The organism is Aquella oligotrophica (assembly GCF_002892535.1).
In the GTDB taxonomy this organism is placed as follows: Bacteria; Pseudomonadota; Gammaproteobacteria; order Burkholderiales; family UBA11063; genus Aquella; species Aquella oligotrophica.
In genome coordinates this window covers 1,397,583-1,423,090 of record NZ_CP024847.1, presented here as the reverse complement: position 1 = coordinate 1,423,090, position 25,508 = coordinate 1,397,583, and the positions used below count along the sequence as shown (strand labels likewise).

Annotated in this window: 25 protein-coding genes and 1 tRNA gene; 5 read left to right on the top strand and 21 right to left on the bottom strand. The window is 35.8% G+C overall.

What is annotated here, in order from left to right; translation table 11 throughout:
- Nucleotides 1–111: 111 nt before the first annotated feature.
- The 9 genes from CUN60_RS06490 to CUN60_RS06450 all read right to left on the bottom strand — a co-directional run bounded on the left by CUN60_RS06490 (nt 112) and on the right by CUN60_RS06450 (nt 7,067).
- The gene (locus CUN60_RS06490; RefSeq protein ID WP_102951254.1) at nt 112–435 is read right to left on the bottom strand and encodes a YbjQ family protein; all 324 of its coding nucleotides are present in this window, start codon (nt 433–435) and stop codon (nt 112–114) included.
- Between the two features lie 53 nt (nt 436–488).
- Entirely contained in the window at nt 489–1,040 is a 552-nt protein-coding gene (locus tag CUN60_RS06485; protein ID WP_102951253.1) for an MFS transporter, read from the bottom strand.
- On the bottom strand, nt 1,037–1,858 hold the full coding sequence (locus CUN60_RS06480) for an MFS transporter (protein WP_102951252.1): 822 nt from the start codon (nt 1,856–1,858) through the stop codon (nt 1,037–1,039). The genes CUN60_RS06485 and CUN60_RS06480 overlap by 4 nt, the downstream gene beginning before the upstream one ends.
- A gap of 117 nt (nt 1,859–1,975) precedes the next feature.
- Nucleotides 1,976–3,139, bottom strand: coding sequence for a molecular chaperone DnaJ (gene dnaJ / locus CUN60_RS06475; protein WP_102951251.1), 1,164 nt, complete (start codon nt 3,137–3,139; stop codon nt 1,976–1,978).
- 160 nt (nt 3,140–3,299) lie between these two features.
- Nucleotides 3,300–3,788, bottom strand: coding sequence for a methylated-DNA--[protein]-cysteine S-methyltransferase (locus CUN60_RS06470; RefSeq protein ID WP_102951250.1), 489 nt, complete (start codon nt 3,786–3,788; stop codon nt 3,300–3,302).
- Nucleotides 3,789–3,791: 3 nt separating this feature from the next.
- On the bottom strand, nt 3,792–4,589 hold the full coding sequence (locus tag CUN60_RS06465; protein WP_102951249.1) for a hypothetical protein: 798 nt from the start codon (nt 4,587–4,589) through the stop codon (nt 3,792–3,794).
- 26 nt (nt 4,590–4,615) lie between these two features.
- Nucleotides 4,616–4,912 (bottom strand): hypothetical protein, encoded by a 297-nt coding sequence (locus tag CUN60_RS06460; RefSeq protein ID WP_102951248.1) that lies wholly within the window; start codon nt 4,910–4,912, stop codon nt 4,616–4,618.
- 13 nt (nt 4,913–4,925) lie between these two features.
- Nucleotides 4,926–6,200 (bottom strand): serine--tRNA ligase, encoded by a 1,275-nt coding sequence (serS, locus tag CUN60_RS06455; protein WP_102951247.1) that lies wholly within the window; start codon nt 6,198–6,200, stop codon nt 4,926–4,928.
- Nucleotides 6,201–6,245: 45 nt separating this feature from the next.
- Complete coding sequence (locus CUN60_RS06450) at nt 6,246–7,067, bottom strand: HAD-IIB family hydrolase (RefSeq protein ID WP_102951246.1); 822 nt, start codon at nt 7,065–7,067, stop codon at nt 6,246–6,248.
- Between the two features lie 405 nt (nt 7,068–7,472).
- On the opposite strand from CUN60_RS06450, the gene ssb reads away from it, so the two are divergent.
- Nucleotides 7,473–7,904, top strand: a complete 432-nt coding sequence (ssb, locus tag CUN60_RS06445) for a single-stranded DNA-binding protein (RefSeq protein ID WP_102951245.1) — start codon at nt 7,473–7,475, stop codon at nt 7,902–7,904.
- Nucleotides 7,905–8,029: 125 nt separating this feature from the next.
- Here the strand turns inward: ssb and CUN60_RS06440 are convergent, their stop codons facing one another.
- The 3 genes from CUN60_RS06440 to aspS form a co-directional block, all read right to left on the bottom strand.
- Nucleotides 8,030–8,479 carry a universal stress protein gene (locus CUN60_RS06440; RefSeq protein WP_102951244.1) on the bottom strand — a complete coding sequence of 150 codons (450 nt, stop codon included), beginning with the start codon at nt 8,477–8,479 and terminating at the stop codon, nt 8,030–8,032.
- A 99-nt stretch (nt 8,480–8,578) separates the two neighbouring features.
- On the bottom strand, nt 8,579–9,931 hold the full coding sequence (purB, locus tag CUN60_RS06435) for an adenylosuccinate lyase (RefSeq protein WP_102951243.1): 1,353 nt from the start codon (nt 9,929–9,931) through the stop codon (nt 8,579–8,581).
- Nucleotides 9,932–9,970: 39 nt separating this feature from the next.
- Nucleotides 9,971–11,734 carry an aspartate--tRNA ligase gene (gene aspS / locus CUN60_RS06430; RefSeq protein WP_102951242.1) on the bottom strand — a complete coding sequence of 588 codons (1,764 nt, stop codon included), beginning with the start codon at nt 11,732–11,734 and terminating at the stop codon, nt 9,971–9,973.
- Between the two features lie 240 nt (nt 11,735–11,974).
- Between aspS and CUN60_RS06425 the strand changes: the two genes are divergently transcribed.
- Both CUN60_RS06425 and CUN60_RS06420 read left to right on the top strand, forming a co-directional pair.
- The gene (locus CUN60_RS06425; RefSeq protein WP_102951241.1) at nt 11,975–12,238 is read left to right on the top strand and encodes an RNA recognition motif domain-containing protein; all 264 of its coding nucleotides are present in this window, start codon (nt 11,975–11,977) and stop codon (nt 12,236–12,238) included.
- A 91-nt stretch (nt 12,239–12,329) separates the two neighbouring features.
- A tRNA-Arg gene (locus CUN60_RS06420) sits at nt 12,330–12,404 on the top strand.
- Nucleotides 12,405–12,464: 60 nt separating this feature from the next.
- Here CUN60_RS06420 and CUN60_RS06415 read toward each other — a convergent pair.
- Nucleotides 12,465–14,039, bottom strand: a complete 1,575-nt coding sequence (locus CUN60_RS06415) for a hypothetical protein (protein ID WP_102951240.1) — start codon at nt 14,037–14,039, stop codon at nt 12,465–12,467.
- Nucleotides 14,040–14,251: 212 nt separating this feature from the next.
- On the opposite strand from CUN60_RS06415, the gene ppk2 reads away from it, so the two are divergent.
- Nucleotides 14,252–15,412: a polyphosphate kinase 2 gene (gene ppk2 / locus CUN60_RS06410; protein ID WP_102951239.1), complete on the top strand. Its 1,161-nt coding sequence runs from the start codon at nt 14,252–14,254 to the stop codon at nt 15,410–15,412.
- A gap of 41 nt (nt 15,413–15,453) precedes the next feature.
- Here the strand turns inward: ppk2 and purD are convergent, their stop codons facing one another.
- The 8 genes from purD to CUN60_RS06370 all read right to left on the bottom strand — a co-directional run bounded on the left by purD (nt 15,454) and on the right by CUN60_RS06370 (nt 22,611).
- Nucleotides 15,454–16,740 (bottom strand): phosphoribosylamine--glycine ligase, encoded by a 1,287-nt coding sequence (gene purD / locus CUN60_RS06405; protein WP_102951238.1) that lies wholly within the window; start codon nt 16,738–16,740, stop codon nt 15,454–15,456.
- Between the two features lie 70 nt (nt 16,741–16,810).
- Nucleotides 16,811–17,014 carry a YhjD/YihY/BrkB family envelope integrity protein gene (locus CUN60_RS13445; protein WP_425266152.1) on the bottom strand — a complete coding sequence of 68 codons (204 nt, stop codon included), beginning with the start codon at nt 17,012–17,014 and terminating at the stop codon, nt 16,811–16,813.
- Between the two features lie 40 nt (nt 17,015–17,054).
- Nucleotides 17,055–17,543, bottom strand: a complete 489-nt coding sequence (locus CUN60_RS06395; protein WP_279639060.1) for a YhjD/YihY/BrkB family envelope integrity protein — start codon at nt 17,541–17,543, stop codon at nt 17,055–17,057.
- 98 nt (nt 17,544–17,641) lie between these two features.
- Nucleotides 17,642–18,712, bottom strand: coding sequence for an ABC transporter substrate-binding protein (locus CUN60_RS06390; RefSeq protein ID WP_102951235.1), 1,071 nt, complete (start codon nt 18,710–18,712; stop codon nt 17,642–17,644).
- Between the two features lie 48 nt (nt 18,713–18,760).
- On the bottom strand, nt 18,761–19,837 hold the full coding sequence (locus CUN60_RS06385; RefSeq protein ID WP_102951234.1) for an ABC transporter substrate-binding protein: 1,077 nt from the start codon (nt 19,835–19,837) through the stop codon (nt 18,761–18,763).
- A gap of 9 nt (nt 19,838–19,846) precedes the next feature.
- On the bottom strand, nt 19,847–20,623 hold the full coding sequence (locus tag CUN60_RS06380; protein WP_102951233.1) for an ABC transporter permease: 777 nt from the start codon (nt 20,621–20,623) through the stop codon (nt 19,847–19,849).
- Nucleotides 20,610–21,521: an ABC transporter permease gene (locus tag CUN60_RS06375; RefSeq protein WP_245866375.1), complete on the bottom strand. Its 912-nt coding sequence runs from the start codon at nt 21,519–21,521 to the stop codon at nt 20,610–20,612. Before CUN60_RS06375 ends, CUN60_RS06380 begins: the two co-directional genes overlap by 14 nt.
- A gap of 1 nt (nt 21,522) precedes the next feature.
- Nucleotides 21,523–22,611 (bottom strand): ABC transporter ATP-binding protein, encoded by a 1,089-nt coding sequence (locus CUN60_RS06370; protein ID WP_102951232.1) that lies wholly within the window; start codon nt 22,609–22,611, stop codon nt 21,523–21,525.
- A 362-nt stretch (nt 22,612–22,973) separates the two neighbouring features.
- Here CUN60_RS06370 and CUN60_RS06365 point away from each other — a divergent pair, with 362 nt between their 5' ends.
- On the top strand, nt 22,974–25,472 hold the full coding sequence (locus CUN60_RS06365) for a glycoside hydrolase family 31 protein (protein ID WP_102951231.1): 2,499 nt from the start codon (nt 22,974–22,976) through the stop codon (nt 25,470–25,472).
- Nucleotides 25,473–25,508: the final 36 nt, after the last annotated feature.

Below are 25,508 nucleotides of genomic sequence, written 5' to 3'. Positions count from 1 at the left end.
GCATTTTTATCTACAGCAGACTGGACTTTCAATAAGATAAAAGTAAATAGTTTTTACATTTTAAATAAAGAAAGCCAGGCATTAACCTGGCTTTAGATAACTCGATAAAACTTATCTGACAATTACCGCTGTCCCATAACAGAAAACCTCATTTGCCCGAGTTTGATCACCGCCAACGCTATCAGAATCATAACGCATTGCCACAATTGCATTAGCACCCATTGCCTGAGCCTGGGCAATCATATTTTGGTAGGCATGTTCACGAGTCTGCTCACACATATCTGTAAATGCTTGATTATGACCACCAAAAATATTTTTGATATTACCCAAAAACCCCTGTGCTATGGTTGGTGTTCTAACTACGATACCATGTACAATCCCAAGAACCTGAGTAATTTCCTTTCCTGGCACGTCATTTGTGGTTGTAACTATCATAATAATTTCAATCTATAAAAAATGTATAATTACTCTATTATAACAATTCTCTACTATTTTATCCACTTTATCTCACGTTGAGAATAAAATAGACCATAAAGGAGAATATACACATAGCCAACTACAGGAACCCAGTATGAGTCAACGATATTACCAACATCGGCAATCTTACCCTGAATAACAGGTAATAGCGCACCACCAAGAATCATCATGACCAATAAAGATGCACCTTGCTCTTTATATTGCCCTAATTTTGCAATACCAAGATCGAAAATATTTGGCCACATAACTGAATTGAAAATTCCGATTGATAAGATCGCCCAAGCTGCAAACATAGTATTATGTAACATGATTGCTACAATAAGATTTGCAATATTTACAATTGAAAATAACACCAAATTTAAACGTGGGCTAGATTTACAAACAAGGAATAATATAATTGCAACTACTTGGAAGATTGCATAATATGTTAATTGTGCTTCGGCTGAACCAATTGAGTACATAAGAAATGCGGTTAATGCTGCACTAACAACGATCATCAATAACAATTTGCTGGTATTAGCTAATTTACCTAAAGCTATTGAACCAAGGAAGCGCCCAATCATAGCTCCCCCCAATAGAAAGCAAGTAATTTACCAGCTACATCTTCCTGTAACGAAACTGTTTCCGGAGATTTTAAAAACGCTACCAAATTAGTACCTATTGTAACTTCTGAACCTACATAGAAAAATATCGCGCCCATTCCAAAGATCAGATTTAGATGATTTAAGGCAAATAACTTACCACCAGTATCATGAGAAGCATATTCTTCTTTAGTGTGTAAAAATTTGTAAATCATGAGAGCCAATAGACCAAAAAAGCCTGCTAAGATAATATATGGATATTTAAGATTTTCAGAATTAGTTTTTACCTGAAGTAGTTCGTAAAACACCAATACGCCAATAATTGGTGCAATTGCCGTTGCCAGAGAATTAAACCCGCCTGCAAGATTTAAACGACTAGCGGCAGTATCTGGGTTTCCAGTGATAAGTACCAATGGATTAGCCGAGATTTGTAGAAAAGTAAAGCCAAAACCAATCGCAAAAAGCCCAGTTAAGAATATTCCATAGCTTTTATAAATTGCAGCTGGAACAAAAATTAGGCAACCAATTGCGGATAAAATCAGTCCAAAAAGAATCAGTCCTTTGTAGCCCAAATTTTCAAAAAATTTAATGCCAAATTTGGCTGCCATAACATAAATTAACGAACCGATAAAGTAAGCAGTAAAAAAGGCAAATGCTACCAGATTTGCCTGAAAATGAGAAATGGAAAATAAACCTTTAAAGATTGGCGTTAAAAGGTCATTCAGACAGGTTACAAACCCCCACCCAAAAAACAAACAGTATAAAACAATAAAATTAAGTGTATTATTTTGCTGCTTCATGAAAAAATCCTACAAAACGTTTGTAGGATTATATCATTTATGTAAAAGAATTAATCATTAATTAATGAATAACAGTTATCCAAAATTGGATAATTATTTTTAAGTATTTTCCATTACTCATTCACCAGCAAAGAACCCTTTTACCTTATCAAAAAAAGATGCTGATTTTGGATGATGTGGCGAATTTGCACCGCTACTGCTTTCTCCAAATTGCTTTAATAGATCTTTTTGTGTATCAGTTAGTTTAACTGGAGTTTCAACATAAATATGACAGTATAAATCACCAATTAATACACTACGTAGTCCCTTGATTCCTTTTTCACGGATACGTAATACTTGATTGGTCTGCGTTCCCTCTGGAATTTTAAGTTTTACTGTTTTACCATCTAAAGTTGGTACATCAACCTCACCACCAAGCGAAGCTACAATAAAAGTAATCGGTATTTCACAGTGCAGATCCTTGCCTTGTCTTGTAAAGACTTTATGCTGTTTTACAGTTACATGGACATATAAATCACCATTTGGACCACCGTTTAAGCCAGCTTCACCCTCACCTGTTAGACGGAGAGTACTACCGTTTTCAACCCCAGCTGGAATCGTAACCTTAACTTTACGATTTTCTTTGATTAAACCACTACCACGACAATCGGTACATGGGCTTTTAATTGTTTTACCCCTGCCATGACAGTCCGGGCAAGTCTGTTGTACTGAGAAAAACCCTTGGGCAAAACGAACCTGACCAACACCATTACATGTTTTACATGTAACAACATCTTCAGGTTTTTTAGTACCTTTTCCATCACAGGTACCACATTTTTCAGTGCGCGGGAATTTTATTTCTTTTTCTACGCCAATAGCTGATTCTTCAAGTGTAATTTGGATATTATACTCCAAATCGCTACCACGCATCGCACCATTAGGATTTCTTCCGCCACCGCGTCTGCCACCACCGCCAAAAATATCACCAAAAACATCAAAAATATCTTCAAATCCGGCACCGCCAGTAAACCCTTCAAAACCACCGCCACCAGCAGAGTTACCTCCAACACCGGCATGACCAAACTGATCATACATTTGGCGTTTTTGACCATCAGATAGTACTGCATAGGCTTCCTGTAGCTCTTTAAATTTGTCCTCAGCCTCTTTTTTCTCCTTATCTGGCAATGTAGAAACCCGATCTGGGTGAAATTTCATTGCTAGTTTACGATAGGCTTTTTTAATTTCATCATCTGAGGCACCTTTAGCTACACCTAAGACCTCATAATAATCACGTTTGGACATTTTATTAACCCTAATTAAATTTAATTGTTATAGTTAGACTAGATATGGTATCTTTCAAGATTTTTTCAAGAGTAAGATTTGAAATAATTTAGAAAATCAGGGAAAAATGATTTGGAGAAAAAATCCACCGATAGCAATGTGATGGAACTAAATTAAGCTATTAGGAAATAATAACACCTTCATGCTTCAACAACCATTTTTTGATATCAAGACTAAAAAATATATTACCAGAATTAAAACCACCAAGCTTGTTATTAGCAGCAATTATCCGATGACATGGAATAAATACTGGTAATGGATTTTTACCACAAGCACCACCAATAGCTCGTGGAGCAGAATGGATAAGACTTGCTGCATCGCTATAACTAATAGTATACCCGCGTGGGATCTGACGAATTATCTGCCAGACTTTTAGCTGATGAATACTACCATTAAAACGGTATGGAAGGTTGAACTGATAATCAGGATTTTGGCTATACTCATCCAGCTGTCGAATTATTTCGCTAGTTAACTCATACTTCACGCCCGAGACTTCCGGTAAAGAATCATCAGGTCTAGCAAAGTTTGCACGATAAATATAATCATGGTCATGCTCAACCTGCAACATAAATCCGGGAAAAGAGTAATTTAACCGAGTTAATGCAAACATAATTTATAGTCCTGTACAAAAATCTTTTAAAAATTTGTAATCCTGATTTTTTGGTTCTTTAACGATACTCTTAAACATCGCACAATATTTACGCCCATTACCACAAGAGTTATCATCCAGCATCACACCATCCTGATAACAGCCATCTTTAGTCGCCACATTTAGTATATCTGTTGCAGACATTTTGCCAAATTTTTGCTTAGCATCTGTAGTTTTTACCTTAGTAAGCTGACTAATTACACCATTTTCATAACGATAACTGACAGTAAAATCATCACCAAGATATGGATTATTTTGCGGCATTACCATTATTACCGAATTATTTTCCTGAATAATTGCAGTTAATGGTAAACATGAACCAAATGGCTTACTAATATCTAATTTATTGCTAATGGTCAGCATCACATATTGACGACTACACTGATTGCCACCCTGATCAAAACCAAGAAGCATTACTTGCTTATTATCAATACTAAAGCCCTTAATCAGTTCAATCTGCGAAACAGTTGTTAAGCCAGTTGGCTTATCATCAAGCATCAGCGAGTATTGACCAACACCCTTAACTTCTTCAAGCCTAGTACTTTTAATTACTCCAGCCGTGGTTTTAATTCCTGCTTCAAGCATCGTCGTTAGACTTAATTTTTCAATCGTCCCAGCACTAGCTGCCAATAATTGCGACTCAGAATGATTGACTACCTGTGAATACTCAACCGCACTAATATCCTGATTATGATTACGTAAATATAACCAAGCACCAGCAAGAATAGCCGCTACTAAAGCAACTCCAATAATTTTTTTCATTAAAATCTTACACTATCAGAAATTAATTATTTTGGCATTGGCGCCATACCTTGTGCGCCCTGCTGTTGTTGCATCATCTGACGGCGTTTAGGAAAACATTCAAGATGGCTTTCAAAAATCTGACGATTTTGCATCATTAGTTTACCCATAGTGCAAGCATCTTTTTTATCGTAAGCAGCATCAATTGCCTGATGATTTTGCTTCATTTGTTGGTGATATTGTTTACAAGAAGCAGGCACACTTTCAGCCATCATTGGTGCACTTGGTGCAGCAAATACAGATCCAACACTCATAAACCCAGCTAAAATTAATAATTTTTTCATACTAAATCCTTTATTATTTAAGAATATCACAACCCATGTACGAACGTAAAACTTCTGGTATCGTTACCGAGCCATCAGCATTTTGATAGTTTTCTAGTACTGCAACCAAAGCGCGACCAACCGCGAGTCCAGAGCCATTTAAAGTGTGAACTAGGCGATTTTTACCAGCGCTATCTTTAAAACGCGCTTGCATTCTTCTTGCTTGAAAATCAGTCATATTTGAGCAAGATGAAATCTCACGATAAGTATTTTGTGATGGAACCCAAACTTCAAGATCATAAGTTTTGGCTGAACCAAAAGTCATATCACCACCGCAAAGAGCAATAACTCGATACGGTAATTTTAATGCTTTTAATACGTTCTCAGCACATTGAACCATCGCTTCCAGCGCTTCAAATGATTTATCTGGGTGAACGATATTAACCATCTCAACTTTATCAAATTGATGCATCCGTATCATGCCACGAGTATCGCGACCATAACTACCTGCTTCACTTCTAAAGCATGGCGAATGGCAGCTATACTTAAATGGTAGCTCTTCTTCTTTGTAGATTTCGCCAGCAGCAAGATTAGTAACTGACACTTCCGACGTTGGAATTAAATACATATCATCATCACCACGTTTGGTTTTGAATAAATCTTCTTCAAATTTCGGTAATTGTCCGGTGCCATATAATGCATTTGCATTTACTAGATACGGTGAATAAATCTCAGTATAACCATGTTCAGTAGTATGTAAATCAAGCATAAATTGGGCCAATGCACGATGAAGCTTAGCAATATTGCCTTTTAGAAAAGCAAAGCGGCTACCTGAAACTTTAGCTCCAGCTTCAAAGTCAATCGCGTTATTAAGGCTAGCACCAATATCAACGTGATCTTTTACCTGAAAATCAAAATCACGAGGAACACCTACCCGACGAATTTCGACATTAGCAGTTTCATCATTACCAACTGGTACAGACTCATGCGGTAAATTTGGCACAGTAGCCAGATAAGCGTTTAATTGGTTGGCAATATTATTAAACTCAGTCTCAACAGCTTTTAATTCATCGCCCAAACCAGCAACTTCTGCCATAATTGCCGAAGTATCTTCACCTTTGGCTTTTAATTGCCCGATTTGCTTAGAGCTGGTATTACGTTTTGCCTGTAGCTCTTCTGTTTTAACCTGCAACTGTTTTCGTTCTTGCTCTAGCCGATTAAATAATTCTTTATCAAACTTAAATTTTTTAATAACCAGACGTTCAGCAATCTCATCAAGGTTATTACGTAATAAATTCACATCCAACATCTTAATAGCTTTCCACTTAATATAAATTATCAGGTAAGTATTTTATCACTTTCCTAGTATGACATTAACAACAGTCTTAAAATTAGTAAATAAATCATCATTGTAAGGAATCTGGATTTTTGCGTATTGAGATAGCTCCTGATGATGCCCAAGCATGATACTATTTGGCAGATTTTGCATTAGTTCGAGATCATTTTGATCATTACCAAACACATAGATATTATCAGGATCAGGTAAAGAAAGAATACTTAAACCGTTATATTTATTAACGTTAGCAGGCATAATATCAAAACACTTATCATAAAAATGACATTTTATGGTTAGCGATTTATCAATGATATATTGCTGAAAATGACCGAGCCATTCAAAATCAAGGATAAGTATTTTATAAGCACCATCACAAATTACATGATGTGCACTTTCGGCTTTTACTTTACCTGTTAATCTTACTATATCCTGATAAAGCCAGTGCTCTTTCGATGGGTGATAAAAATTGCTCTGCCCATCAACCAGATAGTGAACGTGATTTTTCTCAAGAAAATCAATTATTTCATGTAAATAACTTTCATCAATAAATTGCTGAAATTTTATCTCATCATTGGCAATAACTAACCCACCACCAAAAACAACACTTGGTTGACAAACTGACCACTCAGGAATTACTGGGATAAAATCACGAAATGATCGCCCAGTAGCATAAATAATCTGATGCCCGGCATCTTTGATGTCTAGTAATAGTTGATTAAATTTTTCATCTACTGGCTTACCATTATAAACTATGGTACCATCGAGATCAAAAACAAAAGTCTTAACCACTTCTTTTTTTATGATTAATTTTTCGTCAATAACCGTCTTATTCAATAACACATGAAGTCTTTCTCAGTAAACATGTAGCTGGATTATATCATATACTTAAATAAGCCGAAGTTTACTAGCTATTATTTTCTAAAATACTTCATACCTTGCCGTTTAAGGCTATTTATTTCATATTAATCAATAACAATTACAATCTATCCAATATTATCAAGAGAGGCTATAAAATTACAATAGCCATGACATAACTACTGGCAAAATCGTTACTAAATACAACGTTTTTTATTGATTTTTAATTATTTCACATGGGTATATTGCTAACCACACACAATATCATACTGATATAAAACATAATTTTAGTATAACCACCAAGTCATCAAAGTTGAGCAAAATAGTAGCTTATGATAAACTCATGTTTAGATATAAAATTACATACTTGATATAATACCTTGGGGGCTTATGGCGCGCGGATCGGTGAATAAAGTGATTTTAATTGGGAATCTGGGTGGAGATCCGGAAGTTCGATATATGACAAATAGTGAGCCAGTGACTAGCTTTAGTTTGGCCACGACAGAAGCTTGGCGAGATAAGGCTAGCGGTGAAAAAAAAGAACAAACAGAATGGCATAGAGTTGTTGTTTATGGCAAACTCGCAGAAATAATTGGTAAATTTGCCAAAAAAGGTAGCCATATGTATGTTGAAGGTAGATTACGTACCAGAAAATGGGTCGATCAGCAAAATAACAATCGGTTTACTACAGAAATTGTTGCTAATGAGGTGCATATTCTAGCAAATAGAAATAATGGGCTAGATGATAGCGTAAACGATGATGAGCTAGATGACATATCTTTTAATCAGGATTACGCACATAATTATGAATCAAGCTACTAAGTAGGTATATTTTACAGCACAGTTATTTCTGCTTGATTAATTTCAAGCATGCTTTATGCCGTGCTACTCCAAAAATTAACTAATAGAAATAGCAAATAAAAGGTAGCCGAAGCTACCTTTTATCATTATTTTTGCTTGTGTTTAGTTATTAATAAGATAGGAATTTGCGTGTCATGAGCCAATTCCTCAGCAATACCACCAGTAATAAAATGTGAGAATGAACCAAGATGATGTGACCCAAGGATAAATAGATCGGCACCAAACTCACGTGCATCTTCAGAGATTAATGTTGCGATATCTGAACCATAATTTTCAATTAGTTTAACATCTGCATTTACACCAGATTGAGAGATTTTAGCTTTTACTTGATCAATAAGAGTCTTACCAATATTTAATAGTGCATCTTTCAATTCAGCAACCCCAACCATTTCAATACCAAAGGTAATTTGCTCTAGGTTAACTACATGACTAATCCGTAATTCAGCGCCTGTTGCTTTAACCAAATCAATTGCTTCAGTTAAGACTTTATCAGAGATGTCTGAATTATCAATTGGAACATAAACTTTTCTAAACATTTTCGCCTCCTAAGGACTATATTTCATACAACATAATTATAATCAAAATTCACCATTAACATCAAACTAAATCAGGTTTATTTATTTGACCCAATTAAATCAGTATAATTTATTTGCCAATCCAATATAGTTATGTGGCGTTAGTGAAGCTAGCTTGGTTTTTTCACTATCTGGTAAATCAAGCCCAGCAACAAACTCCTTAATTCCTTCGGCATTAACTTTTTTACCACGAGTAAGTTCTTTCAACTGTTCATAAGCATTGGCAACATTACATTTACGCATCACAGTCTGAATTGGCTCCGCCAAAAGCTCCCAATTATTATCTAGGTCATGATTTATAGCATTTAAATTAATTTCAACTTTCCCTAGTCCTTTTAATAATGAACTTAAGCCAAGTAAAGTATAACCAATCCCAACACCAATATTTCTCTGAACTGTTGAATCAGTAAGGTCACGTTGCCAGCGTGAAATTGGCAGTTTTTCTGATAAATGCCCAAGAACGCTATTGGCTAGTCCAAAATTACCTTCAGCATTTTCAAAGTCAATCGGGTTAACTTTATGCGGCATAGTACTACTTCCAACTTCCCCTGCTTTTACTTTTTGTTTAAAATAATTTATCGAAATATATGACCACATGTCACGCGATAAATCAATAAGAATGGTATTAATTCGGCGGAGATTATCATAAATCTCAGCTTGATAATCATGTGGTTCAATTTGGGTTGTATATGGATTAAAATGAAGTCCAAGTCGTAATTCAATAAACTCTTTAGCGAGCGTATCCCATTGTAATTCTGGATAAGCAACCAAATGAGCATTATAATTACCGACTGCACCATTGATTTTAGCTAGTATCTCTTGTTTTTCTAACTGCTTAATCTGACGCTCTAAACGATAAACTACATTATATAACTCTTTACCCATTGTTGAAGGTGTAGCTGGCTGACCATGTGTCCGACACATTATCGAAACATCACGATATTGATCAGCTAATTCAGTAAGCCTTTGTTGGAGTTTACTTAATTCTGGAAGAATAACCACATTTTTTACATCTTTTAGCATTAGCCCATAGCTGGTATTATTTATGTCTTCCGATGTGCAGGCAAAATGGATAAACTCACGATATTTATCTAGATCTGGATTATGCGCAATTTTTTCTTTGATATAGTACTCAACCGCTTTTACATCATGATTAGTTGTTGCTTCAATTTCTTTGACTCTAAGCGCACCAATCTCATTAAAATCATTGACTATAGAATCAAGTAATTCAATATCTTTAGCTTCAAGACTTGGTAAGCCAAATTCAGGTTTACTAAATAGAAATTTAAACCATTCGATTTCTACCATAACGCGGTATTTAATTAATCCAAACTCCGAAACCGTTTCGTTCAGGCTTTTCACCTTATCCGCATATCTACCATCTAACGGACTTATTGCAAATATATTACTCATTAATTAACCTTGTAAACTTTTTAAATAAACGTACATTATCTAGTTAGCCAGTAGCGCAATTCCAGCTTCCTGCAATTGTCCTTCTTCAACAGTATTTGGTGCATTAGTTAATAAACATTGACCAGTTGTTGTCTTAGGTAATGCAATTACATCTCGAATAGAGTCAGCTTTACACATTATGGTCGCAATGCGATCTAGCCCAAATGCTATTCCACCATGAGGTGGAGCACCAAACTGAAGATTATCAAGCAGATACCCAAATTTTTGTCTAGCCTCTTCATCAGTAAGATTCATTGCTTTAAATACTTTTGTCTGAACTTCTGCATTATGTATCCGTACTGAACCACCGCCAATTTCCCAGCCATTTAATACCATATCATAAGCTTTTGCCAAGCATTTTTCTGGTTCGGTAGTTAGCAGTTCAACATGCTCATCTTTTGGTGCTGTAAAAGCGTGATGCGCAGGCATATACTTGCCTACTCCCTCATCATATTCAAACATTGGGAAATCAATTACCCATAATGGCTTCCATTCGCCTTTAGCCAAGCCTTTTTCATGCCCAAGTTTTAGACGAAGCGCTCCCATTGATTCATTGACTACCTTAGCCTTATCCGCACCAAATAATAATATTTCGCCACTAGAAGCTCCTGTCGTTTCAATTATTGTTTTTAAATCATCAGCTGATAAAAACTTAACTATCGGCGACTGTAAGCCTTCTTCACTCAATTTACTTACATCATTTACCTTAATATAAGCTAGTCCTTTAGCTCCATATTTAGCTACAAATTGAGTTAATTCATCAATTTCTTTACGTGACAATGTCACTGAAGCTGGTAACTTCAAGGCAACGATTCGTCCATCCCCACGTTTAGCTGCGTCATTAAATACCTTGAAACCACAATCTTTTAATTGTGCGGTTAAATCAATAAATTTAAAATCTTCTAATCGCAAATCAGGCTTGTCAACACCATAATAATACATCGCATCAGCATAAGTCATTACCGGTAGCTTCGGTAAATCAACATTCATAACTTCTTTAAAGACCTGAATAATCATTTTTTCATTTATTTCACGAATTTCTTCTTCAGATAGGAATGAAGTCTCAATATCGACTTGGGTAAATTCTGGTTGACGGTCAGCGCGTAATTCTTCGTCACGAAAACAGCGCACGATCTGATAGTAACGATCAAAGCCTGAGACCATAAAAAGCTGTTTAAAAACTTGTGGTGATTGCGGCAATGCATAAAATTTACCCTTATTCATCCGTGAAGGAACTAGGAAATCACGCGCACCACCAGGAGTTGACAAGGTTAAGAAAGGTGTTTCAATATCTAAAAATCCATTTTCATCATAAAATTTACGAATAGAATAAGTTAATTTGGCTCTTAAACGAATATTATGCTGCATTTTCTGACTACGCAAATCAATAATCCGATGTGTAAGCCGATTCACTTCACTAACATTATTATCATCAACTAGAATTGGAGTTGGTTTTGCAGTATTGAGGATTTTTATCGTAGTAGCAACAATTTCAATCTTTCCAGTATTTAGCTCATTATTCGGATTCGGACGGGATCTTACATTACCGCTAATTTCTACCACATATTCGTGTTTTAGCTCATTAGCAATATTAAAACAGCTTGCATCTGGCTCGGCAACAACTTGAACCAGACCTTCACGATCACGCAAGTCAATGAAGATTAACCCACCCAAATCGCGACGGCGATGAACCCAGCCCTTAATGGTAACATCCTGATTCAAATAAGCTTCTGTAATAAAGCCACAGTAGTTTGTACGCTGCATTAAATACTTGTCCTTTTGCTAATAATTTGTGATCACGTTAGATTTGTTGAAGATAAACAACAAAACCAATATTTTATCATGTATTTTTGATAAAAATTTTGTATTTATAAATAGGTATGCTATAATGATGTTAGACTAGTTCTTAAGCCATGCTTAATGCCTGTATGATTGTCGGTTATTCATCATTTTGTTGGTCTTATAGAATTGTGTGTTAATTTTTGTTTTATTATAGGTTATTTGATGAGTAATACGAAATTATTTGTAGCTGGTTTAGATTGGTCTATAGATACCAATGAGTTAAAACAGATTTTTGGTCAGTATGGTACTGTTATTTACGGTAAAGTTGTAACTGATGAAAATAAACGTAGTCGTGGTTTTGGCTTTGTAGAGATGTCAAGTCATGAAGAAGCTCAGGCATGCTTAAACAACCTGAATTCTAGCGTACAAAAAAAACGTCAAATTGTTGTAAAATGGAAAGAAGATAAGCCTGCTGGTCAAGCATAAGCTTTGAATTTTCGATCATAAAAAGCTCAGTTTTAAAACTGAGCTTTTTTAATCTGTGATAAAATGATGACCGCTCTATAAAATCCAATATGCATCCGTAGTTCAATGGATAGAATGTCAGTTTCCGAAGCTGATGATACAGGTTCGATTCCTGTCGGGTGCACCACTTTTTTGATATCTCGTTTATTACTCAAGCAGAATAGTATTTCTAAATCCTCAACATATTCTAATTATTAAACCATTGTTGTGGAATATAATCATACATATAAATTCCCATTCCACAGCCTCCTGGGAAATTTGTACTATCACATCCCTGTGATGTTAAGAAACTACTTGCAACTGACTGAAATTGTGATAAATAATTTCCCCAACTGCCAAAACCATTTTCATCACCACATGAAGCTTGTGGATTATATTTGGAAGCAACACAACTACAATTTGTTCCATCAATACATTGTTTACCTGAGCCAGCATAAGAACCAACTGGACCAATATACTGAGTTGATAACAAATAGACTACAGAGCTATTTTGTGGGATAGACCATCCTGTAGCAGGAGGAATTGCTCCATAAACATTATTACCTAATGGACTATCTACAGCATTATTAAAAATATGACCAAAGCTTTGCATTATTTGCTGGTCTGGGGTTGCATTTATATCTACATTATTGGTATATGTACCATCACAGCCATAATCGCTGCTTCCATGATTGATTGCACATTGATAGATATTTGCCCCAACCATTCCTGATTCAAAATCAGATTCAGCATTTCCGGGAGCTAAAGTCAATAATTTTTGTGGACCAGGAAATGAGCCAGTTAATGTATCTACCCCATTGGCATAATTTACGGACATTCCAATATCTTGCCCTTTGGTTGCCATGTTATAAATTGTAGTAAGAGTATCAACACCATCAGGTGCTACTGTATCAAGTCGTGGTGTGGCGTAGTCATTACCTTTATCCAAATCATATACCTCTATAAGGTTCAGATTTACCCATGACTTTAAACCTGAACTAATCCAGCCGAGGTTTAAATTATCCGCTGACTCTTGATTATATAACCATTCACGATTTAGATCAGTATCCTGCAATGCACTTTTTTGTCCATCATAAGCATTACCAACAATTGAATTTGATGCATATCCATCTTTAACTATAAGTTTATTTACATAGCTTGCCCAGCAAACAGATTTCAACATATTTGCATGATTTAAATCATTTTGACTTACCACATTATTACAGCTAGGAATATTAACAGAATCCGCTGGAACGCTCCAAGCACCCCAACCATATTGATCACCTGCCTCTACATCGGTAAAAGCATAGATTTCAATTTTATTTTGGGCGGTTAAATTATATTTAGCAACTGACTCAATAAATTGAATAGCAAGACCACTATTAGCAACAGTAGTATTTAATCCATAGATATCCGGGTTCTGTGCAGGATTATCAACATTCAATAGAATCCGACTAATTTTTAGACTAGACTGATTTGTTATTCGCGTAAGTAAATCATTATAAAACTGCGCCGCTGGTTTATCACCTGCTGTATTGTACGGTGCACCAACAATCATTGTGTAGCCCGAAGTTTGTGGATCTTTCATTCCACCTGATATATTTTGGGTATTTTGGATGTGCTGATTAGCTGACATTTTGCTTGAAGCCGAAATTGCTAATGAATTACTATTAGTGTTATTATTGTTATTTGCGTTTCCACCACTATTGCATGCAGTTATACCAAATAAAACAGCACTGGCTAATGTCATTTGTTTGATTAAACTTAGACTTTTATGATTCATGAAATTCCCCCCTTTATTTTGCTTAAGGACTCATTGTAAAAGATTGCAAACAAATTTAACACCGCGTTTTTACATGGGAAATTAAAAACCTTATAAAAAATCATGTTTTCCACAATTAACCACAATAAAAATATGGTAAAATAACTGTATTGTTTATTAATAATAAGGTAAGCTACCCGAAAAGGCTTCTTCAACTTCAATAAGGAAACATTATGGCAAAGAAAACGCCCATGACTAAGAGCACCCAAACCAGAAAAAATTCCGAAATAACAAAAAAAATTAATACTAGAGTAAGAGCAACTAAAAGTGGAGATGTTACTCCTACTTCATCAACTGGAGCAATAGAATCATACCAAATCACCAGCGCCTCAATTGCTGCAGACGGCTTACATAACGAAGCAATAAAAGATGCCATTGACAAAATGAATGGTAAAGTTACAGATCAGGGAGTAAATTCAATAAAAAGTATTCTGGGTGGGTTATCCCCTGATGAGATTGAAGCATTAAAAAAATCTTTGTTCACTGAAGAATCATCAAATCATATAAAAGCGAATCCTGATGATATTTTAAATAAAAACTGGCGTAATGGTGGTTATCCATACCTAAACCTGATGTCACGTAAAAACTATGAAAAACAAAAGTATCGGCTTCAAGTTGAGTTACTAAAATTACAGGCGTGGGTAAAAGAAACTGGACAAAAAGTCGTAATCCTTTTTGAGGGTCGTGATGCCGCTGGTAAAGGTGGTACAATCAAACGCTTTATGGAGCATTTAAACCCACGCGGCGCACGTGTTGTAGCACTAGAAAAACCATCGGAGATCGAAAAAGGACAGTGGTATTTTCAGCGTTATGTACAACACTTGCCAACCAGAGGTGAAATTGTATTATTTGACCGTTCATGGTATAACCGGGCTGGAGTTGAACGTGTAATGGATTTCTGTAGCGAAGATGAGTATCAAGAATTTATGCGTCAGACTCCTGAATTTGAACGGATGCTTGCAAGAAGTGGAATTTTCTTGATTAAGTTCTGGTTCTCAGTAAGTCAGGAGGAGCAACGACGCAGATTTAAAGAACGTAAAGTTCATCCTTTAAAACAGTGGAAGTTATCTCCAGTTGATGTTGCTTCACTTGATAAATGGGAGAATTATACCAAAGCTAAAGAAGCAATGTTTTTTGCAACTGATACTGCTGATGCACCTTGGACAGTAGTTAAATCAGATTGTAAGAAACGTGCCCGCCTTAATGCACTTCGTTATATATTAAATAAATTACCATATAAAGGAAAAGATCCGGAACGCATTGGACAAATTGATCCACTAATCGTCGGACGCGCACAGACTGTCTTTGAACAGGGTGAAAACGTTATTGTATAAAATAAAGGCAGGGTTGATTGCCCTGCCTTATTGCTTAAATATTAGCTGATTTTACCAATATCACTGCGATAATACATGTCTTTAAAACTTACTGAATTTATTGCTTTATATGCTTTATTTCTAGCTTCATCAAGAGTACTTCCTTTAGCTACAACGTTTAACACACGCCCACCAGCAGTAACAAAATCATCATGTTTTTTGCTCACTCCAGCAGCAAAAAGATAGCTATCTGCCAAATCAAACTTTTCTAGCCCAGTTATCGCATAGCCATTATGATGTTTTTCGGGATAACCACCTGAAGCTATTACTACACAGCAAGTTGCTCCACTATCCCATTCAAGAGTAACCGAATCAAGTTTACGATCAATGGCTCTATTTATCACTGGAAATAGCTGATTCTTCATCAAAGGTAGTACGGCTTGAGTTTCTGGGTCGCCCATCCGCATATTATATTCAAGAAGGTAAACACCATTTTTAGTAATCATCACACCAAAAAAGATTACTCCGGCAAAATCCATCTTTTCCATCTTAAGACCATGTAAAGTTGGTTCAAGGATATCTCTAACAAACTCCTGATTAATTTGATCTGTTACGTATGGATTAGGTGCAATAACTCCCATACCTCCAGTATTTAGACCAGTTTCACCATCTCCAATCTTTTTATGATCTTTGGCACTTATTAACGGAATAATTACTCTACTATCCGTAAAAGAGAGGATGGAGGCTTCTACACCTTCAAGAAATTCCTCAATAACCACTTCCGACCCTGAGTCGCCAAACACCATACCTAATAACATATCAGCCAATGCGGTTTCTGCTTCATCATTATTATGGGCTATAATTACACCTTTTCCAGCAGCAAGACCACTAGCCTTGATTACCACCGGAAATGTAACTTGTTTCAGATATTTAAGCGCGGCAGCATAATCAGTAAAATTTTGATATTTTGCTGTTTTTACACCATATTTTGTCATAAAATCTTTGGCATAAGCCTTACTACCTTCAAGCATTGCAGCCTGCTTATTGGGTCCAAAGATCTTCAAGTTATTAGCTTCAAATTTATCAACAATACCTTTAACTAAAAGTTCTTCACTTCCCACTACTGTAAGATCTATCTTATTTTGCATAGCAAAGCCAACCAAATCTTCAATTTCAGTTAAAGCAATATTACTAACATTTGGCACTAATTCACAGCCTGCATTGCCTTCTGCAACAAATATCTCGGTTTTAGGATCATCAGATGCAAACTTCCAAGCTAGCGCATGCTCCCGTCCACCTTTACCAATAATTAATATCTTATTTACTTTTTTGCTATCTTGATTTTGCATAGTACTTTCCTAAAATATGGAATAATTTTAATATATTATCACTCAACTTGAATAAATCTTTTTTAATTTTCTATCTTTTCTTTTTTCCGCTACATAAAATAATTTGTGCACAATAAAGAAAAATAAAGGAATTTAGATAAATCCAAAGCAGAAATATTGGTAGTGTTACTAATGAACCATATAAAAGGGAATATTCCTCTTTTAAATTCATCATTGAAATCACAAATACCCAACGTAAAAGTGAAAAGAGCCCTGCTGCTATTACACCTGAGATTACAGCATACTGCCAGCTTACTCTTTTATTTGGAATAAACTTATAAACAGCAATAAAAAGATGAGGTCGTAATTAGAACTGATAAGCACTCTGATATTATATACTGTATTTCTACTGGAATATCTAATTTGGCTGATATAAACCGATAAATATACGCAATTGAATAAGTAATAATCGGACCCAAAATAAAAAAACAGCTAAAAATAAATAATGTCTGTAAAATTTTTCTTTGTCGTTTTAAGTGCCACATTTGATGAATATGCTGTTCAATTGCAAACATCATGCCATAAGTAGTTACCAGTAGAGAAATAACACCAACAATTGATAACCTTGTCGAATGCTTGAAAGAAAGTTTAAACAGATCATAAATATCTGTACCAGACTGTGGTAGAAAGCGAGAGAAAAAATAAGTTTGGACTTCATCTACTAAACTGTTTGAAAATGGCAGCCAATCACTGATACTTGCAGTTGCAATTGAAAATGGGATGAAGGCCAACAGAAATGTATAGGCAAGACTATGGGTACAAATAAACCCACGGGATTTCTGAAAATTAATAAAAAGTTTTTAGCAGAAAACTATAACTTGGCCATAATAAAGGTGGCACCTTCCGGCTTATTTTTCCCAGCTTAATAATGACACTCCATTTTTAATTCGGTCCACATTTCATTTGCCATAACGCGAATCTTTGGTGGGTATGCTGTAAAGCCAAAGATTAGATTATTCTGTTGCGGATAAATCCAAGTATTACTTACGATATCGCTAGGTAAAGAAGCTAAAGCCTGCCAATTTGGTACGCTAGCACCTGTTTCATTACTCAAGGCAATAGCACTTTTGGCTTCCAAAACCGTATCGATAAATAGATAATCGAGATCAATATTTTTAGTATTTGCAGTAATTACAACATTATCTAGCTCAACCATATTCCCCTCTTTTTGTAGCATCCCCGCAAAAGTATAGTTCAACTTAATCTTTTTAGTATCCTGAAGAGTATTATATAAATCATTTGAATAACTCATAGCAACCCAGATTTCACCATCCAAAAGAGAGCGATAATAAATTGTACTATCATAACGAGCCCAATAGTGCGAGGCTCGCTCAATCAATTTACGGGCACTTTCCAAGTCCTTTAGATTAGTTGAATTTGGATCCTTACCAAGATACAGCAATGCCGCTGCAAAAACATTACGTTGCGAATCAAAAACTGTAACTTTTCCTCGTAATTGTTTCAAATATTTTTCGTCAAAGATAACTGCCCAACTATCAGGAACAATCCCTAATTTATCGAGAACCGTCTTATTATAAGCAAGAAAAACTGGAGTATAGGCATATGGAATTGAAAATGAATTTTTAGGATCAAAAGGCTGATGCATGAATTTTGATTCAATATTAGCCAAATTATGAATTTTATTTAAATCAAGTTGGGCAAGTTTGCCAGCATTATTGATATCCTGAAGCGCGTAACCAGTTCCAATAATAACATCATAACCACTAGCACCAGCTACAAGCTTTGCTGACATCTCCTGTGGGTCACTAAAATAATTCAAAAATAGTTTGCATTTGCAGCGTTTTTCAAAATTGCTAACAGTACTATCAGCAATATAATTTGAAGTAGTATAAAGATTAATCACATTTTCAGCAAAGGCGGAATTATATGAAGACATCAGGAGCAAGTAAATAATACCACACCATGATTTCATTAGTCTAACTCCTCCTATTAATTCTCTGACTTAACCCAGAGTCAATAACTAGAATACCCCGCAGTTGCCACTCATTTTCATTTCTGTCCACATCTCATTTACCATAATTCTGGTTTTGGGATCATACGCTTTAAAAACATACATTTTCTTCATGTTTTTCGGATAAATCCAGTCAATATTGGTAACATTTTTATCTAGTTTGGCAATCGCAGTAGGATTGGGTACACTTGACCCAGTCATTGAGGATAGCTCATAGGCACTTTGTGGGTCAAGGGCTGTATTCATAAAATCGTATGCCAGTTTATCATTATTATTGAAAACTGGAATTACCATATTATCCAACTCATACATATTTCCCTCTTTTTGCAACACTGCCTCTATTTTGATCTTTGAGTGTGAGGCTTTAGCATCCTCTATAGTTTTAAAGATATCTATTGAATAGCTCATTGCAATCCAGACATCACCACGCAAAATGCCACGATAATAACTATCGCTATCGTAACGAGCCCAATAAGGTGATGCTCTATCAATTACCTCACGCGCACTTTGTAAATCTTTCCAATTGGTTGTATTTGGATCTTTGCCAAGATAAAGTAAAGCAGCAGCAAGAACATTTCGTGCTGAATCAAAAACAGTCACATGTCCTTTAAGTTTTACGAGATATTTCGGATCAAAAATAACTGCCCAACTATCGGGAGTAATACCCAACTCAGTCATTTTATCCTTATTATAAGCAAGAAAAACTGGAGTATAGGCATAAGGAACAGAATATTTATTGTCCGGATCGTACGGTGGATTCAAAAACTGCTTGTCAATATACTTCAGGTTTGGTAGTCTCGTTTTATCTAGCGGTTTTATTTTACCCATATGTGCTAATTCTTCTACCGCATAACTAGTAGCAACAATAACACTATAGCCATTGGCACCAGCAGCAATTTTGGCAAGCATTTCTTCATTATCATTGAAAAAATTCTGATTAAGCGTGCAGCTATAAGTTTTCTCAAAACGGTTAACTGTACTATCGGCAATATAATTTGAGCCAATATATAAATTAACTGTTTCAGTGGCAAAAGCAACTCGACTAATAATGAGAAGCCCTAGAAAATATTTAAAAATCTTTTTCACCAGTACTCTTTATTTAAATAGTTGAGGAGAAAGTTTGGTTGCAACAGAAGTTAACACCAATGTAACCAGAATAATTATGGTAGATGCCGCATTTACTTCTGGAGTAACCCCCATTTTTAACATTGAATAAATGGCTAAGGGTAAAGTACTTGAACCTACACCAGCAGTAAAGAAAGTTATCACAAAATCATCGATAGATAATGTAAATGCCATTAGCCAGCCTGCTATTACCCCCGGTAAAATTGTCGGGATAAGAATCAGGAAAAATGATTTAACCGGGCTAGCACCCAAATCACGGGCTGCATCAAGAAGACTATTATCCATGCCATGCATACGTGTTTTGACTGCTATGGTTACAAACGAAACACAAAAAGCAATATGTGCCAGCGTAATTGATGCCATACCTAAAGTAAAGTTTATTAAAATAAAAAATAACAGAAGTGAAACACCAACCAGAAGCTCAGGAGCGGCAACAGGAATCATCACTAACGTTGAAAGCAACGGAACTTTATACTTATGTAATGCCACGCCTGCCAAAGTACCAAGAATCACCGAAACAGTACTTGCAATCAAGGCAATTATTAATGAATTAATCGCAGCATTTATTAACTGTTTGTCAGCAAAAAGGACTTTATACCACTTTAGGGTAAACCCGACCCAACCTACATTAACCCGTGAATCATTAAAAGAATAAACAATTAGTACAATTAAAGGTAAGTATAAAAATAAATATACCAATGTACCCGTAACACGCAAGCTTTTTGAAATTTTATTACTTCCTTGCATATTTCAAACCTCCACTACGGCTCGCCAAAAAACCAACAAATAGTGAAATACTTAAAACAAGCAATGTCATGACAATTGAAGTTACACTACCTAGAGGCCAATTCATTGTCTGTAAAAATTGCTGCTTAATAAGATTTCCTATCATCATTGAACAGTTATTTCCAACTAGTTCAGGAATAACGAACATTCCAATACACGGAATGAAAACCAGACCGCAACCAGCTAAAATACCAGGCATACTCAGGGGTACTGTTATTTGCCAGAAAGAACGAGATTTATTCGCACCCAAATCACGGCTAGCCTCAATCAGGGCATAATCATGTTTTTCCAAATTAGCATAAAGCGGTAAGATCATAAATGGTAAGTTAATGTAAACGAGACAAATAATCACTGCTGCTGAAGAAAATAGTAGATCAAGCGGCTCTAATCCAAATAAGTGGCGAATACTATTTACAACATTACTTATCGCCGAATTTGGACCTAAAAGTATCATCCAGGCATAGACACGAATCAGAAAATTACTCCAAAATGGAATAATCACCAATAACAATAATAAGTCACGATATTTTTTTGCACTTTTAGCAATCAATAAAGCTAGTGGATATCCAATCAAAAGACAGCAGAAAGTGGTCAAGATTGAATATAGCATTGACCTTAAAAATAGTTTCCAGATAAAACTACTACTAAAGGCATAACGAAACCCATCCAAGGTCAGATTAAGTGAGGTGCTTCCATTATTATGAGTAATAAGGGGAGCAACTCCGCCGTAATCACCCGGTTCCCGAAAAGCGATAAATATCATTAGTATCGTTGGAATTAAAAATAATCCAACCAGATAAATCACTGGAGGCAAGGATAAGACCCACTTCTCTTTACCCGCATTATTCATATGTATCATACTATTTCACCAAAAAATTACCAGCTAGTGGATTGATTGAAATATATACCTCATCATTATCCTGAAAGAATGCAGCCTGATGTGGTCGGCTATTAGCCAACATACATTGTAAAACAGTACCATTTTCCAGCGTAAACTCATAAAGGGTGCCGTCGCCATAATAATAGTAACCTTTGACTACTGCCTTAAAATTGGCAATACCATCTTCACTGCGAGGATCCCAGTTAGCCTTGATTTTTTCTGGACGGATGGCAAACCACCCTTCCTGCCCAACTTTTGTAATACCAGTTTCATTTGGAAGCGATAATTCAAAACTATCCGCAATCCTGATTCTAAGTGTATCCGGTTCAATTTCGGTAACTTTGGCTTTCAATAAATTACATTTACCAATAAAATCAGCGACATAATAGGTTTTGGGGCGAGAATAAATATCTCTTGGCGTTCCAAGTTGTTCAACATTACCATGATTCATGACCGCAATCCGACTAGATAGCGCTAATGCTTCACTTTGGTCATGGGTAACATAAATGAAAGTAACCCCGGTCTCTTCCTGAAGTTTGACCAATTCAACATGCATATGTTCACGTAATCTAGCATCTAATGCGGATAAGGGTTCATCCAGAAGTAATAATTTAGGTCTATCCACCAATGCCCTAGCAATTGCTACCCGTTGGCGTTGCCCACCAGATAATTCATGCGGGTAACGATCAGCAAATTTTTCCAGCTGAACATCTTCCATCAATTCAGCTACTTGAGGAATTATCTTGTCTTTATTCCATTTTGCCATCTTTAAGGGAAATGCAATATTTTCTTGTACCGTCATATGAGGAAAGAGAGCATAGCTTTGAAATACTGTATGTAATGGTCTTTTTTCTGGTGGTAGTGCATTTATATTTTTACCATCAAGCAGGATCTCCCCTGAATCAGGACTTTCAAACCCAGCAATCATTCTTAATAACGTTGTTTTACCACACCCTGACGGTCCGAGTAAGGTAAAAAATTCGCCCTGCTCTATACTCAAGCTAACATCATTAACCACAGTTGTATCACCAAACTGTTTAATAATATTTTTCAATTCCAAAATAGCCATAAATAGCCACTTTCATAAAACTGGTAAATTAGAAATATTCTGCATTCCCATGCACACCAAGTGGGGTATTTTAGCAAAAATTATTTTCTATCGCCCAAATTTTAAACCTTTTGAAAAAGTTAATTTACAATGAATATTTTAAGTGATATAACTCAATCTGTTAGATCAATATATTGCAATGCAAAAAAACAACAATGTCTGATATTTTCATCAACAGAGGAAATCCTTCATTAACTCTGCTATAAAAGTTTTCCAGACAAGCAAATTACCTGTTAAAATCTTAGGAGTTATTAATCACGAGTCTAATTAAGCGCACCCATGGTTTTATATGCAAAATAAACCTCTTTAAGCAGAAAATATTTATGAAACTACCCAAACAACTAATTACCCACACCGTAAATCGAGATAATAGTATTACCCTTGAATGTGATGCCTGCTATGTCAAGATCTATCTACTAACAAACGACATAATCCGTATTCGGACAGCCTTTAATAATGACTTTTCTGAAGAATCGTATGTACTAACTACCGTAGCTTGGGAAGATCGCTTTGATTCATTACTTGGTAATGAACGCCAGAAAATAACTGCAATTACACCACAGATCACCGATTGTGAAGATAGTTTATACTTCAAGACTGATTCATTAAAAATAATTATCAATAAATCCCCTTACTACATTCAGATTTTCAATAATCAAGAGCAATTGATTTATTCTGACCTAAAATCAAAGCCTTATGTTGAAGATCAGCTTGGACGAATTTATCATTACACAGAGATTGATATTGAAAAAGATTATTTTTATGGCTTTGGTGAAAAAACAGGTAGCTTAAATAAACTACGTAGAAGATTAGTCCAAAATGCCAAAGATACGCTTGGCTATGACCCGGAAAATAGTGATCCCTTATATAAACATATCCCGTTTTATATCAAGCTAAATGCTGTAACCAAACATGCTATTGGGCTGTTTTATCATAATACTTATGAAGCAGTATTTGATATAGGAGTTGATCATAGTAATTACCACCATCGCTATAGTTATTACTCTGCTGATGGCGGAGACCTTGATTTATTTGTAATTAATGGTCCAAGTTTAGCCAAGGTTATTGAAGGTTATACCTCTTTAACTGGTAAATCAGCTATGCTTCCAGCCTACGCCCTTGGCTATCTTGGTTCAACGATGTATTATGTCGAACTTCCCAAGGATTGTGATCAGGAAATAATCAGTTTTGTTGAGAAATGTCGTAATGAAGATATCCCTATTGATAACTTTCATCTATCTTCAGGATATACGGTAGATAGTCAAAATAAACGCCAGCTATTTACATGGAATAACCAAAAATTCCCGGAGCCATCGAAATATTTTGCTAGCATGCATAAGCTAGGGGTGCCAGTTACACCCAATATTAAACCGGGAGTTTTAACTTCCAATCCTAACTATCAAACTATGGCAGATCAACGAATATTTATCACAACAGCTACAGACCACGCTACGCCTTATGTTGATTACTGGTGGGGCGGGATGGGTTCATTTGTTGATTTCACTAAAAAATCCTCACGCGATAAATGGCAGCAATATGTAACTGATAGCCTACTTAAACATGGTGTAACCTCTCTTTGGAATGATAATTGTGAGTATGATTCTCTGGCTGATAAAGATGCCTACTGTGATTTTGATGGTAAAGGCGCTAAACTTGCCAAGCTAAAATCAATCCAACCTAATCTGATGGCTTACGCGGGCAGACAAGCCATGCTTAAATATAATCCTAATTTGCGTCCATACTCGGTAAATCGTGGTGGTTTTGCTGGCATTCAACGCTATTCACAAACTTGGGCTGGTGATAACTATACCTCGTGGCAATCATTAAAATTCAATATTGCAACTATCCTTGGTATGGGGCTATCCGGTGTAGCCAATAATGGCTGCGATATCGGTGGTTTTTGGGGTCCGCACCCAGACCCAGAGCTCTTTGTCCGCTGGGTACAAAATGGTATTTTTCAGCCACGGTTTTCAATCCATTCTTGTAATACCGATAACACTGTTACCGAGCCATGGATGTATGGTGAACATACCCAGCAAATTCGTGATGCGATTAAACTCCGCTACCGCTTAATGCCATATTTTTATTCGCTAATGCGTGAAGCTCATCTTTTTGGCACGCCGATTATGCGACCACTAGTTTATGAATTTCAAAATGACCTGAATATCTATAATGAAGGTGTTGATTTCATGCTCGGCAGTAGTTTATTTATAGCTAACATAGTAGAACCCAAAGCAACTTCACGAGAGGTTTATCTGCCAAATTCAGCGAGCTGGTATGACTTTAATAGTTACCAAAAATATCCTGGCGGCACTAAGATTAATCTAGCTGTAACTCTCGATTCAATTCCGATGTTTATTCGGGATAACTCAATAATTGCCTTATCTAATGATGAAGCTAAACTCAATGATGGACAATTCCAGCATTTGGAATTGATTATTGGTGGCAAGGATGGCGAATTTAACTTATATCAAGATGATGGATTAACTAATGACTATTTAAAAGGTAGTTATAGAAATACCTTAATCCGTGTCAATAGGATTGGCGAACAGACAAAAATCAGTTTCAAACATGAAGGCAATTTCATACCGCATACCAATATAATGGAATTAAAACTGATAAATCAGGATAAAGGACCATTCTTTGTTACAATTGATGGGCGTAAGATTAAACAATTCCTACACCGTGATAAATTTAATGAAATAAGTGAAGGCTGGTACTATAGCACCAGTAAGGGCATAGTTGAAATAAAAACCACTTTCCCCAATAAAGATAGTGAAATAATTGTTAGCTTCGCACATTTTGACTTAATTGGCATGTAAAGGGATAAATATTTGTGTGTAATATCAGATTCGAAT

Excerpts from the sequence above, each read along its gene's own strand:
- CUN60_RS06490 (WP_102951254.1), bottom strand. The coding sequence starts at position 435 with ATGATAGTTACAACCACAAATGACGTGCCAGGAAAGGAAATTACTCAG.
- CUN60_RS06485 (WP_102951253.1), bottom strand. The coding sequence starts at position 1,040 with ATGATTGGGCGCTTCCTTGGTTCAATAGCTTTAGGTAAATTAGCTAAT.
- CUN60_RS06480 (WP_102951252.1), bottom strand. The coding sequence starts at position 1,858 with ATGAAGCAGCAAAATAATACACTTAATTTTATTGTTTTATACTGTTTG.
- dnaJ (WP_102951251.1), bottom strand. The coding sequence starts at position 3,139 with ATGTCCAAACGTGATTATTATGAGGTCTTAGGTGTAGCTAAAGGTGCC.
- CUN60_RS06470 (WP_102951250.1), bottom strand. The coding sequence starts at position 3,788 with ATGTTTGCATTAACTCGGTTAAATTACTCTTTTCCCGGATTTATGTTG.
- CUN60_RS06465 (WP_102951249.1), bottom strand. The coding sequence starts at position 4,589 with ATGAAAAAAATTATTGGAGTTGCTTTAGTAGCGGCTATTCTTGCTGGT.
- CUN60_RS06460 (WP_102951248.1), bottom strand. The coding sequence starts at position 4,912 with ATGAAAAAATTATTAATTTTAGCTGGGTTTATGAGTGTTGGATCTGTA.
- serS (WP_102951247.1), bottom strand. The coding sequence starts at position 6,200 with ATGTTGGATGTGAATTTATTACGTAATAACCTTGATGAGATTGCTGAA.
- ssb (WP_102951245.1), top strand. The coding sequence starts at position 7,473 with ATGGCGCGCGGATCGGTGAATAAAGTGATTTTAATTGGGAATCTGGGT.
- CUN60_RS06440 (WP_102951244.1), bottom strand. The coding sequence starts at position 8,479 with ATGTTTAGAAAAGTTTATGTTCCAATTGATAATTCAGACATCTCTGAT.
- purB (WP_102951243.1), bottom strand. The coding sequence starts at position 9,931 with ATGAGTAATATATTTGCAATAAGTCCGTTAGATGGTAGATATGCGGAT.
- aspS (WP_102951242.1), bottom strand. The coding sequence starts at position 11,734 with ATGCAGCGTACAAACTACTGTGGCTTTATTACAGAAGCTTATTTGAAT.
- CUN60_RS06425 (WP_102951241.1), top strand. The coding sequence starts at position 11,975 with ATGAGTAATACGAAATTATTTGTAGCTGGTTTAGATTGGTCTATAGAT.
- CUN60_RS06415 (WP_102951240.1), bottom strand. The coding sequence starts at position 14,039 with ATGAATCATAAAAGTCTAAGTTTAATCAAACAAATGACATTAGCCAGT.
- ppk2 (WP_102951239.1), top strand. The coding sequence starts at position 14,252 with ATGGCAAAGAAAACGCCCATGACTAAGAGCACCCAAACCAGAAAAAAT.
- purD (WP_102951238.1), bottom strand. The coding sequence starts at position 16,740 with ATGCAAAATCAAGATAGCAAAAAAGTAAATAAGATATTAATTATTGGT.
- CUN60_RS06390 (WP_102951235.1), bottom strand. The coding sequence starts at position 18,712 with ATGAAATCATGGTGTGGTATTATTTACTTGCTCCTGATGTCTTCATAT.
- CUN60_RS06380 (WP_102951233.1), bottom strand. The coding sequence starts at position 20,623 with ATGCAAGGAAGTAATAAAATTTCAAAAAGCTTGCGTGTTACGGGTACA.
- CUN60_RS06375 (WP_245866375.1), bottom strand. The coding sequence starts at position 21,521 with ATGATACATATGAATAATGCGGGTAAAGAGAAGTGGGTCTTATCCTTG.
- CUN60_RS06370 (WP_102951232.1), bottom strand. The coding sequence starts at position 22,611 with ATGGCTATTTTGGAATTGAAAAATATTATTAAACAGTTTGGTGATACA.
- CUN60_RS06365 (WP_102951231.1), top strand. The coding sequence starts at position 22,974 with ATGAAACTACCCAAACAACTAATTACCCACACCGTAAATCGAGATAAT.